Below are 13,633 nucleotides of genomic sequence, written 5' to 3' on the forward strand. Positions count from 1 at the left end.
GGCCAGAACATTGGCCCGCCACATGGATGAGTTCTGAGGCTTTGCCGACCTGAGGGCGCAGCTCGGCAGGGGTGCCCGCGGGCGGGTTCGGCATGAGATGAGGCTCTCGATAGGAGCACTCGGCCTTCAACGCCGCTCCTGCGCGGTCTTCAGATCCCCCACGCTGCCGAACAAGAAGGCTCACCAGCCGAGCTGGTCACCGAGCCGCAACCGCAGCCACAGCACCAGACGCTGGTCCGGGTCGGAGAGGTCGAACCCGAAGATCTCCTGGGCGCGGACAAGCCGGTACCGGACGGTGTTCGGGTGCACGGACAGCCGATTGGAGGCGGCCGCGATATCGCTGTTGGCGTCAAGGTAGGCGAGGATGGTGGGCGCATAGGTGGTGTCGTGCTCGAGATCGTGGGCGCGGACCGCCGGCCCGAGCCTGCGGGGCAGCGCCTCGTGCGCGGCCAGTATCCGGGCCAGCGCGAACAGCGTCGCACCGGCCCACACCTCGTCGATCGTGGCCACCTGGCATGGTTCCGGGTCACCCAGCTGGTCGGTGAGCGCGCGCAAGACGAGATCCGCGTCGGCGCGTGAGCTCGCGATCGAGTGCAACCCCTGGACAAGCGAGCCGAGTCCGGCCTGGACGGGCACCTGCAGCGCACCGTGGGCTCGCCGGGCGATGTCGGCCACGAGTTCGCGGTGCGCGTTCGGCGAAGGCCCGCTCGGCAGCAGCGCATAGACCGTTCCATCGATCAACGCGCAGCCGTGCCTGCCGTAGTGGGCCTCGCAGTGCAGGCTCACCAGGTCGGCGAGCCGGGTGGCCGCGTGTGCCACGAGGACGTCGTCGGCCTTGCTCGAGGCGACGGCGAACGCGGCCACCGCGACGGGCAGGTTCGGGTCCAGGCCGAGCTGTGGGGCCACCGTGGTGACACTGCTCGGGTCGGTGAGCAGCCGCCGCAGAAGGTCGGCGCGCCTGCGCCGGACGGCATCGACCGCGGTGCGGGCCGCAAGCAGGTGCAGCGAGACGATGTCCACCACATCGCAAAGGGTCTGTTCCGCAGCGGAGTCCAGGCGGTCCTCGGTATCGACGACCCAGATCGAACCCAGTTGCTCGCCTCCCGCGCGGACCGCGACACCGAGACGGGGAAGACCGCCGTGAACGGCCGGGAACCGGCAGGTGCGCACCGCTTGGGCGAGCGTGCGGTACTGCTCGTCGTATTCCGGGCCATCGGGCACATGGAGGCCGAGAATGCCCTGGCGGCGGCCCTCGTCGATGGCCTGGCCGGGCAAAGTCGAGTACGCGAGGATGCGCCGGTGCGGATCCTCGATCACGGTGGCACCTCCTACCATCCCCGCGATCGCGTTGGCCAAGGCGAACAGATCGCCGATGGCCGGGGCGCCTCCGGCCTGCGCGAAGCGCACCGGGGACGCGAGGGCCGAGGAGATCATGGCGTCCAGGTGGTGCCAGGCTACGGCCTCATCGGCGGCGAGCAGCACGATGCCGGACCGCTGCGCGGCTTCCACCAGCTCGGTGACCGGCTCGCCGAAACTCTTCACCACCAGGCAGGCGTACCCCGCCTCGGCCGCCGATTCAACGAGTTGCTGCGCCTCGTGAGTTCAAGGACGCCGACCGGCTGGAGCGGGACCTGCGGGCGGCGGGCGTCAGAGCGGACATCACGTACCTCGAGTCCGGCAAGCAGTGCGAGAAGAACAGAGGAAAGAGCGTCCTGGCTCCGGACGGGCTCGTCACCATGCGGGAGGGCGGGCTGGATATCAAGCCTCGGCTCATCGACGAGGACAAGACATTGGTGTTGGAGTTCTCCGGCGAACAGGACGATGAGAAGGAGCCCCCCGTAACCGGAAAGGTGTTCTGGAAGCTCGCCACGCTCCTGATCCCCGGCGATGTCGGCCCGTGCGTCGTCATCGACGACCCACAGTGGGACGATGACGGCAGCGACACATCAGGACGGCCGCCTGCGGGGAGCTAGCCCTCCGATAGGGCGACGCGCGCGCTACCGTCCAGTCCGGCACCACGACCCAGGGCGCGGGCTTGCCCAGAGGCGGCGACCGTGGCCCGCTCTGCGAGCGGACCGGGCCGCACGCGGGTACGAGGATCGTCCCCCGGCCGTGGTCGCCTCCGGGCGACGCGGGCGCCCCTCCTCCGCCACACGCATGAAGTTTTCCACCTCGGGGAACGCGGTGCGACCGAAGATCGCTAGGGGCTGGGTGAACATTCACCGTATGAGTCTTTCGGGAAGCGATCACCGTCGTGTTGGGAAGCGATCTTCCAAGGTCCCCAGTCCGGCCAGGTCACGCCTACCCGTGAACGCCCCACCCAGGGCCGTTCTTGAAACGGCTGGACCAGGAAGTTGCAGGTGAGAAGGGTCTTCGGAGTAATTCGGAGGCCCTTTTCTCATGTCTGGAAGTCGATGGGAGCCCCGCCGCCTTGGTGATCTTGCGGAACGCTCGCCGCACGTTGGCGCAGTCCAGTTGGGTTCCGACGCTGGTTCAAGAACACCAAGTTGTGATCTTGCCATGCCTCGCCGCCTTGAGCCCCTCGAGCTCTGGCACTCCTGGACACTTCCCTATAGTCGCCGGCCCGCCGAGGAGCAGGCCGACCTGCAGCGCCGTTCGCCGAGTCAGCGTCGGCGACGGAAGGCGTCGGCGGTGGACTTGTCGATGATCGCCAGCTGGGTGTGGATCTGGTTGGTGGTGGAGGGGTCGTGGTCGCCGAGGAGGGTGTGGGCGTGGCGCCACTGCTCGTGGGCGGCCGCGTGGTCTCCGGCGAGGTAATGGCAGGCGCCAAGGTGGGCGAGGGTGCTGGCCTCGGCGTATGGATCGCCGAATTCCCGGAACAGGTCCAGGGCTCGGCGGTAGCAGGGGACGGCCCCGGCCGGATCGCCCAGTTGGAGGCGGGTGTCGGCCAGGCACGACCAGGTATGGGCCTCGTGGGGACGGTTGCCGAGCTTCTGGTGCAGGATCAGGGCCTGCTCGCACAACTCAAGGGCCTGGGCGTGATTTCCCAGGCGGCCGTGGTGAAAGCCGAGGTCGGTGAGCGCGATGGCCCGGCCGACCTGGTCGCCCAGCTGGTCGAACAGGTCGTGGGCGCGGCGGGCGGCGTCGAGCGCGTCGGCCTCCCGGCCCTGGAGTGCGTACACGATGTCGCGGTGGTAGTGCGTCCACGCCTGACCTGCGGGGTCGTCATGTGCTCGTTCCAGGGCGGCGTCGAGGTTGCGGTGGGCATCGTCGAAGCGGCCAAGGTCGGCCAGCGCGAAGGCCAGGTTGCGGTACGCGCGAGACTCTTCCACCGGGTCGTCCAGCCGCCGGGCGGCGGCCACAGCGGCCTGCTGGGTCTCGGCCCGGTCGTGCCAGAAGCCCTGCCCATGCAGGAAAACGAACAACGCCCGCGCCAGGTAGCAGACCTGCCGGTCGAGGCCCAGATCGGCGGCGAGCTCCAGGGCGGCGAGCAGGGCAGGACGCTCGGCCGCGAACCAGGCCATCGTCGCGTCGCGTCCGGCGAGGTCGGTGACGCAGACGCCCGGGCCCGGCGCGGCGGAGGCGACGGTCTCGACGTCCCCCTCCATGTCGCCGCCAAGCAGCCGCTGGGCGGCGTACGCGGTATGGACGTAGTGGTCCACGATGCGGCGCCGAGCGGCGTCTCGGTCCGGGTCGCGGGCTTGGCAGAGTTCGGAGGCGTAGGCGCGTAGCAGGTCGTGGCAGGAGTAGCGGCCCGGGGCGTGTTCGGTGAGCAGGTTGGCGCGGGTCAGCTCGGCCAGCGGCGCCCGTACCTGGGGGACCGGGACGCCCGCCAGGCTGGCGGCGGCGGTGACCGTGCTGTCCGGGCCGGGATGTAGCCCGGCGACCAGCCGGAACAGCCGCGCCGCCGCCTCGTTGCCGAGCGACTCGTACGACCACGAGAAGATCGCCCGTACGTTGACGGCACGGTCCAGCGCGCCGAGGGCGTCCCGGAGCTCGGCGGCGAGCGTGCCGAGCGGATGCGTGGGATGGATCGCGGCGCGGGCGGCGACGATCGCCAGCGCCAGCGGTAGCCCGGCGCAGCGGTGGACGATCTCTTCGACGGCGGCGGGCTGGGCAGCCATCCTGTCCTGGCCGAGCCGGGCGGCCAGCAGCCGCTTTGCCTCGTCCGGCGGCAGCAGGCCGATGGGGAGCGGATGCGCACCGTACGTCATGACCAGCCTGGTGAGATGATCCCGGCTGGTGACCACCACCAGGCAGCCAGGCGCTCCGGGCAGCAGTGGGGCGACCTGGTCGGCGTCGCGGGCGTTGTCGAGTAGCACCAGCATGCGCCGTCCGGCCAGCAGGCTGCGGTAGAGCCCGGCTTGCGCGTCCAGGCCGTCCGGGACCCGGTGCGGCGGCACTTCCAGCGCGCCGAGGAACTCGCGAATGGCCGCCGCCGGTCGTACGGCCTCCCCCGAGGGGTCGTATCCGCGCAGGTTGACGTAGAGCTGGCCGTCCGGGAAGCGCCCGGCGACCCGGTGCGCCCAGTGCACCGCGAGTGTGGTCTTCCCGACGCCGGCCGTGCCGGAGATCACCGTGATCAGCGGCGACCGGGACCTCGTCTCGTCCGGCCGGATCTCGTCCGGCGGGACGAGCAGCGCGTCCAGCGCCACCAGCTCGGTCTCCCGCCCGGCAAACCCGTTGACGGTGGCGGGCAACTGCCTGGGCACCGCGCGCCCGGCCGCCGGGGCGCCGACGACGAGCAGATCGGCATGAACCTGCCGCAGCTCAGGGCTGGGATCGGCGCCGAGCTCCTCGGCGAGCCGGCGCCGGATCGTCTCGTACCGCTCCAGCGCCTCGGCAGGACGACCGGCCGACTCCAGCACCCGCAGCAGCCGCGCCCACAGCGATTCCCGCAGCGGATGCCGCTCGGCGGCCTTGGCCAGTTGGGCCGGGTCCGGCTGCGCTCCGTGTGCCAGGTCCAGGTCGACCCGGCGCTCCAGCGCGGTCAGGTACCGATCCTGCAGCGCCGGGGCCACGAAGTGCTCCAGCCAGTCCGATCGGATCCCGTCGAAGGGGGTGCCGCGCCACAGCGCCAGCGCCTCGGCCAGCCGGGACCGCTCGGCCGCCGGGTCCGGCGCCGCCGCGGCCCCATCGAGCAGGAGGCCGAAGAACAGGGCGTCGACCTGGTCCGGCTCGGCCGCCAGCAGGTAGCCGCCCGACCGAGACACGATCAGCTCGACGGTTCCCAGGGCGCGGCGTACGCGCTTGACGGTGGTACGGAGGTTGACCCGCGGGTCGCCGCGCGGATCGGTGCCCCACACCGCGGTCGCCAGCCTGTCCGTCGGGACGGTACGGCCCGCTGACATCGCCAGCACCGCCATCAACACGCGCTGCCGCCCCGGGGGCAGTTCGACCGGCCTCCCGGCCACGGAAACGCGCAGCGGCCCGAGCAACTCGACGGCCAGCACGCGCATCACCCCCTCTCGCCCGCCCGGGTCCTACGGTGAGTGCCACCGGACTGACACCACTTTGCCACCCGGGGTCCGCCAAACTGGCGATCATCTCGCGCGAGCGTGATCCACCGAGGGGCCCCGTCGGCATGTGATCTTCGTTATGAGGCATGTCGCTGGACGGGCTCGTCGGCCCCGCCGCTCGGGTCAGGCTCATGAGCCTGGGGGCCGGGCAGCCGCTTTCGCCGAAACCAGTTTGGATCGAGACCACAGGAGACCGAAGTGTCCATATCAGTGCTCGACATGTCAGTGTCCCTCGACGGGTACATCGCCGATACCGACGATTTCCTCGGCGGCGACGACGGCGAGCGGTTGCACAAGTGGGCGGACGTGAAGGGGGAGTCCGGCCAGCCGTCCGTGCCGGTCGGGCAATTCCAGGACGAATGGAAGGCTGCTGGTGCGGTCCTCGCGGGACGGCGGACTGCCGAGCTCATGGATCATTGGGGTGGGGATCACAACGGTCTCCCGATCTTCGTACCCAGCCACCGGCCGCCCGGCCCGGCCGCTCGCTGGGGCTATCCGTTGGTGACGTACGTGACCGACGGGATCGAAAGCGCGATGGCGCAGGCGAAGGCTGCCGCCGGGGACCGGGACGTGCAGGTGCGTGGCGCGTACACGGGGCAACGGGCGCTCGAGGCTGGGGTGCTGGACGAGGTGCAGATCCATCTGATCCCGGTGCTGCTCGGTCGTGGCCGGCGGCTGTTCGATGTCTTGCCGTCGGAGATCGAGTTGGAGATCGTCCGGGTGATCGATACGCCGGAGGCCACCCACATCCGCTACCGTGTCCGTCGCTGAGCCGATCGACTAGCGCCGACCAGCCGGGACGTGCTACCGCGGACCCTGCATGAGGTATTCGGCGGCCGGTATTCCAGCTATCCCTGAGCCGCCATTACCCATATTCGTCCCATCAGTCCCACCAGGGCGCAGTCCCGTAGATCTTGAAGGGTCGTTTGGTGTAGATCATCCCTGTAGGGGATCGCCTGAATCGTCAGATCTGCAACATCGCCCCGCAAAGCAACCTCGCCATAGCCAGGTACCGTCCTGTGTGTCACATGCGCGGGTATCGCACTGCAGCCGGATGCATCCTCCTCGCAGGAAAAGCCCGGTCGGCGAATCGTCTTGACGGGCATGGTCGGCATCATCCTTCCTGTTGCCCTCCCGGCGTGGGCGGCCTTGATGACCAGGCTCTTTCCCAACTCCTCCCAATGTGGCGAATACACCGGATGCGTTGGCTACCTTGTCCAGGCGTGGGAGGTCGAGCGTTGGGTTGCGATCGTGCTCGCCTGGCCGCTGCTGCATCTCCTACGAGTACGGCCCTCTTGGCCCGTGCAATCCTGGCCGCCTTATTCCTGACGGCGATCTGGCAGGTTGCTGAAGCGTTGCTGCCCGTATCGTTCGCCGAGGCCTTCGCCCTCATCATTTTCAGCGGGATGATCGCGTATCCGACCGCGGCCTGGTTGGCCATGCCGCGCATCCCCCGGAAACTGCTCATCTTGGCTGTTGCTTCGTGCCTGGCGCTCTACGCCTTGACCTTCCTGCTCACCGTCTGACTCCAAGATCTCCACCGCGACTTCACCACCGACCAATAGGTCCGGGAAACGATCAAACGCGATCCGGGAAGCGATCGAGGCAGTGCCCTCTCTGCCGCAGGCAGGAGCTACTCGTGAACACCCCACCCAGGTCGAAGGCCGCTTCCCGATAGTGGGAGGCGGCCTTCCGGGTTGCTGGGTGACTAACTGAGTGGCTACGGTTCTGATCGTTTCTTCAAGCTCAGCCCCGGAGCGTTCGAGCCGCTCGCATGATCTAGCGCACTGGGACCACTCCCATTACTCTCGGCCATCTGTGATCGCATGACTCCTCCGGCCGCCCCGAGGTAAGAGCCGGCCACAAGGACGGTGAGCGGTGTCTGATCTGGTGCGGCTGGACATGGGTGATCCCGGCGCGTCCGGACATGGTTCGGCCAGGCAGGGCGCGAGTGATCCCCTGGTGGACGACCCATCTGTCCCGTCTACTTGGCCCGGCCCCATAGGCCCCCGGGCTGATGGCTACACGGTCCCTGTCAGTAGGAGCGTGGGTACGTCAGCTGTATCGATGCGGCCATCATTCTTTCGTCGAAGCCTCGCGTGGATTGTCGCGCTGGCACTTGTGGGAGCGTTAGCCGTCGCTGTGTGGCCTTCCTCGGATCTGCTGGGGCATCACGACGACCCTGTCGGGGCGATGGCGGTAGGGGAACTGGAAGGCCGACCGGTCGCCGTAAGCGCTGGTAGTGGCTACGACGACACCACCTTACGGGTGTGGGACCTGACCACAGGCGATCCCATCGGCGAACCGATTGTCGCTCACCCGGTCGGTGTTGTAACGCTGGCGCTCGGGGAAGTGGCCGGCCGGCCGGTAGCTGTCACAGGCGGCTACGACGACGCTGTACGGATTTGGGATCTGACTACACGCGAACTCGTGGGCGAACCGATAAGGCTCAGTAACACCGACCGCGTCGATGCGGTGGCGGTCGGGGAGGTGAACGGCCGAGCCGTCGTCGTCGCTGCGGGAGGCTGGGGCGACGCCACCCACAAGTTACCTGTGCGGGTGTGGGACCTGGCGACGCATAAGCCTTTCGGCGAACCGATGGTCGGACACACCGACCTCGTCTTGACCGTGGCGCTTGGAGAGGTGAACGGCCGAGCAGTTGCCATCACCGGCAGCGTTGACGGTACGACACGCATATGGGATCTGGCCACCCGCAAGCAGATGGGCGATCCGATGGTCAGCGGTACCGGTGTCGGGGATGTCGCGCTCGGGCGGGTGGACGGCAGACAGGTGGCCATCTCCAGCGACGACGACAACATGCGAGTGTGGGACTTAACCACCCACCAACTCATCGGTGTACCGATACCGACAGGTCTCACCTATGGGGTCAGGACAGTGGTGGTTGGAGAGGTAAACGGCCGACCAGTCGTCCTCGCCGGTGGTGGTTACGACGAAGACGGCGGGGGTGCCGTGCAGGTTTGGGATCTCAGTACGCACGAACCGCTGGGCGGACGAATGAGATACACCAACTGGGTTGGGGACGTGGCGATCGGACATGTGGATGGAAGAGTGGTCGCCGTCACCGGAGACGGTGACGGCGACGTGCGAATGCGGGACCTGAGTGGCCACACACAATGAGCCAGTGTCGCCAGGGACGCGCCTCGGGTATCCGCGCATCGTGGATGCATTTATGGGTTAGCTATCCGGAAAGATCTGATCCATTGTCTCGGCACCCTCCAGCATTACGGGTCGGAGTTGCTTCCGGTATACGGTCTCGGTGACGCTGGTGTTGCGGTGGCCGACCAGGCGTGAGATGGCCTCGATAGGCATGCCGGAGTCAGAGAGCAGCGAGACGAAGCTGTGCCTCATCTCGCGAGGTGTCCATTCCTTCGGGTCGAGGCCGGCCTACTTGAGAACTGCCCGGAACGAGCGGCGGGCGTTGTGCGAGTCCAACTCGGTGCCGGCCTTGCAGGCGAACACGAGGTCGTTGTCCCGCCAGCGATCGCCTGCCGCCTTCTTGGCTATGGCCTGGCGTTCGCGGTGGAGCTTGAGGACGTCCACGCAACGCTTCGGCATGGCCAGGGTGCGGCGGGACTTCTTGGTCTTGGTGTCGCCGCCCTCTCGGACGGAGCGCCAGACCATGATGGACGGTGGTGCGCTGTCCACGTTGACATCGAACCAGGTGAGCGCGCGTAGTTCCTCGGTACGAGCGCCCAGGAGCAGCGACAGGACGACGTAGGCGTGCAGGGCCGTGCCTTCGGATGCCTTGAGCACGGCCTCGGCCTGGTCGAGCGTCAGGGACTTGGACGGGCGGCCGCCCTTGCCCTTGGGGATCTCGCAGAGGAACACGACGCTGCGCAGGCCCCAAGACGCGCCAAGAATCACCGAGCGATCGGCTGGAAGGCGTCCCCCCATTCGTTGAGCAGTACGAATCCGGGTCGTGTCACCGTGTCCAGGAGCCGGCCCAGCACGTCCGCCGCCGACGGCAGGTCCAGCGTGAGCAGACCGGCCAACGACGCCCGGCAGGCATCAAGATCGATATCATCGCTGTGATACTCACGCTCTCCTTCCGGGATCACTGATCGCATGGCCTCCAGCCCCACGGAGACATAGCCCAGGCAATCCCTCCAGTAGGGAACCCTCACAATCAACTGGATCACGTCTATCAGATCAGAGCCGATCAAACCCGCTTGGCCCTCGGAGTCGGCATACAGCACAGGCCGTTCCCCTGCCGCTTCCCCGCAGAGGAAGAACGTCCCGCCCGCGCCATCACCGGCGACCGCCTCAAGGGCGTCGCCCGACTCCAGCCTCACCACCTCCAGGTGCTCGGTGCGCGAGACATCGAAGTCGAACGGCCATACCAGCAACTCAGCGGCCGCTGGAGTACGGCGAATGAGGCTGAGAAGTGTGTTCGGATGAGCCACGGTGAGCACCGTACAGCTTTCTGTCGGGAAACGATCACTCCCAGCCCGGGAAGCGAGCAACCACCCACTGGTTCATCGGCAGGTCAAGGCCACTCGTGAACACCCCAGCAGGATGTTGCAGGTGACAAGGGGTTTCGGAGTTGATCCGGAGCCCCTTTTCGCTTGTCTGGGAGTCGATGGGAGCCAATCGGGGAGCCATCTCACTCGGACTCTCTACCCGTGTCGGCTGTCGCCGAAGATGGTGTTCATCGTTTGGGCACCTTCGGTGATCACCGGTCTGAGCTGGTGCCGGTAGACCGCTTCCGTGACGCTGGTGCCCGCGTGCCCGCGTGCCCGACGAGATCGGCGATGGTCTCGATGGGCACGCCCTGGTCACTCATGATGGAGGCGAACGAGTGCAGTTCGCGGGGACTCCAGGCGGTTCCGATCCCCGCCGCTGCCGAAGTGCTCGAGCCGCCGGCCTGGGCACGCTCGGCAGGCTTGACCTTGTTGCAAGGACAGGCACTTTACTGGTCGCCATGATGCAGATAGGCGAACTTGCCAAGCTGGCAGGCGTGACCACGCAGACCATACGCCATTACCACCGGATCGGGCTGCTTCCCGAGCCGCAGCGCACTTCCGGTGGCTATCGGAGCTATGGCATGAGCGCGTTGAGTTGCCTGCTCCAGATTCGCAAGCTCACCGCACTTGGCCTTGCTCTCAGCGAGGTCGCCGACGCCCTGGCGGACACGGGCGGGGTCGATATCCGGGAAATGCTGATCGAGTTGGATACCACGCTGGCCGCCGACGAGTCCGAAATCCAGCGCCGCCGTGTCGCGATTGCGCACCTCCTGGAACACGGGCACGATCCGACGCTGTCCCCAGACCTCGCCGCGGCCATCCGTGGTCTCGATCTGTCCCAGCACGACATCGATATCCTCCGAGCGGCGGAGGTGGCGTTGCCGGAGGATGTGGACTATCTCTCCGGCTTCGGGCAGGAATCGCCGTGGCGGGACTGGAGCTTCAAGCTGGCCGTGCTGGTGGACGCCGAAGCAAACGATCCCCGTATCGAAGAGATCGCGCGCGAGCTTTACGCGATGCTGCCGGGCTTGCTGCCCACGCATGTCCCCGCCGAGCCCTCGGCGGATCAGATGGCTACCGTCGCCTCCAGGGCACGGTTCGGGCAGATGATGTTGGCGGACGTGAGCCCTGGCCAGCGGCGAGTTCTGGAACTCCTTGTCGAGTACGGCCGTCGAGAGCCGGAGAAGTGGGGACACATGATCGTCGATCTTGAATAGCTAAGGCGAGGAATGGCCGCGTGTGGTCCCTATGGCATGCGCAGGCTATGACTGCAGGCGCCTGAACAGATCTCGGCGGACAAAAGAGGCACACAACGTGGCGAAACCGGGAAACGATCACTCGCTACCCGGGAAGCGATCTTTGGGATGTTTTTCGGCCGCAGGTCAGGCGCACTCGTGAACACCCCACCAGGATGTTGCAGGTGACAAGGGGTTTCGGAGTTGATCCGGAGCCCCTTTTCCCTTGCCTGGGAGTCGGTGGGAGCCATGGGTACGCCCTGGTCACTCATGAGCCCAGGACGGCGGTGGAGGGCGTCGTACGGGCCCTGAGGTTGGCAGCCGCCGCCCTCGCGGCTCCAGCGGCTGCCTGATGCCGTCAGTCGCTGCCGCGCCCCAGCGGCCCGAAGGCGACGTCCTTCTCCTGCCGCAGCACCTTCCCGTCGGTCCCGTACGCCGTCACCGTGACGGGCGGCGAGTCCAGGATCGTGGCTTCCTCATTCTTAGGGTCTTCGGGGTCGCGCACCAGCTTCCCGATGATCCGTACGATGAAGAACCCGTTGGCGATCTGCGCCGACGTACGCCGCCCGTCCGCCCAGTCGACCTCGACCCGCCGCACGGCGTCGCTGGCCCGCCCGGTGACGACCCGGTACACGTCGTCCTTCTGGATCTGCTGCTTGCCGACGGTGTACGAATGCGTGTGGCTGGTGTACGCGTCCACCTGAAGATCACCGGAGAACCCGGCTAGATCCCCGGGCGGCTTGAACCCCCAGTAGGTGAAGACCGCGCGCTCCGCCATGTCCTTCTGATCGGTCGGCGTGCAGAGCACGAAACCGGCGTCACTGCCCACCAGGGCAGTGGTTCCGCCCGTGTCTCGGGACTCCACCAGCACTCGGAAGTCGTCAGCCGCCCCGTGCTCGGCGATCCGCCGGTTCCCGTCCATGTTGTGGACGGGCCCGCCCTGGGGCATGCACGTGCGTACGAGCTGCAACTGCTCGGGGGTGTTGTCCGGCAGAGCCGCCACACGGGCCGCGGCGTCCGGTCCGGGGGTGTTCGAGGAGGGCAGGACCACCGCCGCGATTACCGTGGCGGCCACCGTGGCGGCCACCGCCGTGAGCCCGGCGACCGACCACGCCCGGCGCCGGCGCCGGGCGAGAGTCCGCGTGGCATAAGCCAGCGGGTCCACGGGGGTGGCTTCGCCGGCCATCAGGCGCAGCTCTTCGGCGATCCGCCGTTCGTCGATGGTCACTGCAGGCCCTCCAGGATGACGGTCTCGCCGACCAGCTTGCGCAGGCGGGCGACGGCTTGATGGGTTTGGCTGCGTACGGTGCCCACCGAGCAGCCCATGACCTTGGCGACCTCGGACTCCGAGAGGTCTTCGTAATAGCGCAGCACCAGCACCGCTCGTTTGCGCGCGGGCAGGACCCGTAACGCCTTGGCCAGCGTGATGCGGGTCTCCACCTCGGAGGTGTGGTCGGCCACGCCGTGATCGGGAAGCGCTTCGAGCACGCGTTCACGACCCCAGCGCGGGCTGCGCCATCGTCCGACCTGTTCGTGGTAAATGACCCGGCGCACGTACGCCTCCGGGTTGTCTCGGATACGCCGCCAGTGGGCGGCTGTCTTGGCCAGCGCCGTCTGCAGCAGGTCCTCGGCGGCGTGCTGGTCGTTGGTCAGGACGTAGGCGAGCCTGATCAAGCTGTCGGATCGGCTGGCGACGAACTCGGTGAAGTCGCGCTGATGGTCAGGGTGCAAGGGCTCTCCTCGTGTCTCGCACCATTAGATGTAGGAGGGCTGACGGATCTATGGTGCGAGTCAGCCGGCACCGCAGGGCGCCGCCGATGCCCTGGAGGCGGCGGTCAGTAAGTGCCCGTGTACAAAATGATCGTCAGGGCTGCGGGGGAGAGGCGGATCGCGCGAGCCGTCGTCCCATGAGAATGATCATCGCCCACGGGACCATGGCCTCGTGGCGTTCGGATAACCGTTCATGGTCACGTACGCACCGCCTGCGCTGGGAAATCCACGAGAGTGTTCTCTCCACCACCCACCTGCGAGGAAGGACCACGAAGCCGCTGACGTCGTCGCTGCGCTTGACGATTTCCAGGGTGAGCTGGACGATCGGGCACCGGATCCAGAAGAGGGAAGGTATGAGCTCTGAGTGGCAAACCGAGGGGTACGTCTTCCGCTCAGGCGGGGGGTGTTCCGTACTGGTTGCGTCCACGGGAGTGGTGTACGAGTTTGGCCTGGCCATAAGCGTGGCGTCGTGAAATGACGACGGCCATCGCGTGATCCTTCGAGTAGCAAGATCAAGATCGAAGGAGATCCGGCGATGCCGCAGACAACAGTGTGACGCCCGCGCAGTGGCTGGCACGGCAGATCGAGACCGACGACCCCGACATGTTGCGATCCATGGTGAAGACCATGGCCGAAGCGTTGATGTCGGCCGAGGCCGACAACC

11 protein-coding genes and 2 pseudogenes are annotated in these 13,633 nt (G+C 67.3%); 5 read left to right on the forward strand and 8 right to left on the reverse strand.

Features of this window, described 5'->3' with window-relative positions:
• Positions 1-180: 180 nt before the first annotated feature.
• The gene (locus KME78_RS08110; protein ID WP_219528140.1) at positions 181-1,545 is read right to left on the reverse strand and encodes a PucR family transcriptional regulator; all 1,365 of its coding nucleotides are present in this window, start codon (positions 1,543-1,545) and stop codon (positions 181-183) included.
• Positions 1,546-1,736: 191 nt separating this feature from the next.
• Here KME78_RS08110 and KME78_RS08115 point away from each other — a divergent pair, with 191 nt between their 5' ends.
• On the forward strand, positions 1,737-1,973 hold the full coding sequence (locus KME78_RS08115; RefSeq protein ID WP_219528141.1) for a hypothetical protein: 237 nt from the start codon (positions 1,737-1,739) through the stop codon (positions 1,971-1,973).
• 651 nt (positions 1,974-2,624) lie between these two features.
• Here KME78_RS08115 and KME78_RS08120 read toward each other — a convergent pair.
• Complete coding sequence (locus KME78_RS08120) at positions 2,625-5,420, reverse strand: AfsR/SARP family transcriptional regulator (protein ID WP_219528142.1); 2,796 nt, start codon at positions 5,418-5,420, stop codon at positions 2,625-2,627.
• Between the two features lie 279 nt (positions 5,421-5,699).
• Between KME78_RS08120 and KME78_RS08125 the strand changes: the two genes are divergently transcribed.
• The 3 genes from KME78_RS08125 to KME78_RS08135 all read left to right on the forward strand — a co-directional run bounded on the left by KME78_RS08125 (position 5,700) and on the right by KME78_RS08135 (position 8,618).
• Positions 5,700-6,251 (forward strand): dihydrofolate reductase family protein, encoded by a 552-nt coding sequence (locus KME78_RS08125; protein ID WP_219528143.1) that lies wholly within the window; start codon positions 5,700-5,702, stop codon positions 6,249-6,251.
• Between the two features lie 524 nt (positions 6,252-6,775).
• The gene (locus tag KME78_RS08130; protein ID WP_219528144.1) at positions 6,776-7,006 is read left to right on the forward strand and encodes a hypothetical protein; all 231 of its coding nucleotides are present in this window, start codon (positions 6,776-6,778) and stop codon (positions 7,004-7,006) included.
• A gap of 541 nt (positions 7,007-7,547) precedes the next feature.
• Positions 7,548-8,618: a WD40 repeat domain-containing protein gene (locus tag KME78_RS08135; protein ID WP_219528145.1), complete on the forward strand. Its 1,071-nt coding sequence runs from the start codon at positions 7,548-7,550 to the stop codon at positions 8,616-8,618.
• A 57-nt stretch (positions 8,619-8,675) separates the two neighbouring features.
• On the opposite strand, the pseudogene KME78_RS67855 reads toward KME78_RS08135, so the two are convergent.
• The 3 genes and pseudogenes from KME78_RS67855 to KME78_RS08145 form a co-directional block, all read right to left on the reverse strand.
• Positions 8,676-8,870, reverse strand: a pseudogene (locus tag KME78_RS67855) (tyrosine-type recombinase/integrase); the annotation flags it as partial.
• Between the two features lie 15 nt (positions 8,871-8,885).
• Positions 8,886-9,365 carry a site-specific integrase gene (locus tag KME78_RS08140; RefSeq protein WP_372454890.1) on the reverse strand — a complete coding sequence of 160 codons (480 nt, stop codon included), beginning with the start codon at positions 9,363-9,365 and terminating at the stop codon, positions 8,886-8,888.
• Positions 9,362-9,904, reverse strand: a complete 543-nt coding sequence (locus tag KME78_RS08145; RefSeq protein WP_219528146.1) for a hypothetical protein — start codon at positions 9,902-9,904, stop codon at positions 9,362-9,364. The genes KME78_RS08140 and KME78_RS08145 overlap by 4 nt, the downstream gene beginning before the upstream one ends.
• Before the next feature lie 329 nt (positions 9,905-10,233).
• Here KME78_RS08145 and KME78_RS08150 point away from each other — a divergent pair, with 329 nt between their 5' ends.
• A complete protein-coding gene (locus KME78_RS08150; protein ID WP_308126846.1) occupies positions 10,234-11,181 on the forward strand; it encodes a MerR family DNA-binding transcriptional regulator in 948 nt (315 codons plus the stop codon).
• Positions 11,182-11,557: 376 nt separating this feature from the next.
• Here KME78_RS08150 and KME78_RS08155 read toward each other — a convergent pair whose 3' ends face one another.
• The 3 genes and pseudogenes from KME78_RS08155 to KME78_RS67860 all read right to left on the reverse strand — a co-directional run.
• Positions 11,558-12,427: a hypothetical protein gene (locus tag KME78_RS08155; RefSeq protein WP_219528147.1), complete on the reverse strand. Its 870-nt coding sequence runs from the start codon at positions 12,425-12,427 to the stop codon at positions 11,558-11,560.
• Positions 12,424-12,930, reverse strand: a complete 507-nt coding sequence (locus KME78_RS08160) for a SigE family RNA polymerase sigma factor (RefSeq protein WP_219528148.1) — start codon at positions 12,928-12,930, stop codon at positions 12,424-12,426. Before KME78_RS08160 ends, KME78_RS08155 begins: the two co-directional genes overlap by 4 nt.
• Positions 12,931-13,194: 264 nt before the next feature.
• Positions 13,195-13,288, reverse strand: a pseudogene (locus tag KME78_RS67860) (IS5/IS1182 family transposase); the annotation flags it as partial.
• Between the last annotated feature and the right edge of the window lie 345 nt (positions 13,289-13,633).

Origin of the sequence: Nonomuraea guangzhouensis (assembly GCF_019396345.1) — a bacterium.
Classification (GTDB): domain Bacteria; phylum Actinomycetota; class Actinomycetes; order Streptosporangiales; family Streptosporangiaceae; genus Nonomuraea; species Nonomuraea guangzhouensis.

Coding starts and splice junctions, on each gene's coding strand:
- KME78_RS08115 (WP_219528141.1), top strand. CDS start 1,737: ATGCGGGAGGGCGGGCTGGATATCAAGCCTCGGCTCATCGACGAGGAC.
- KME78_RS08120 (WP_219528142.1), bottom strand. CDS start 5,420: ATGCGCGTGCTGGCCGTCGAGTTGCTCGGGCCGCTGCGCGTTTCCGTG.
- KME78_RS08125 (WP_219528143.1), top strand. CDS start 5,700: ATGTCAGTGTCCCTCGACGGGTACATCGCCGATACCGACGATTTCCTC.
- KME78_RS08135 (WP_219528145.1), top strand. CDS start 7,548: ATGCGGCCATCATTCTTTCGTCGAAGCCTCGCGTGGATTGTCGCGCTG.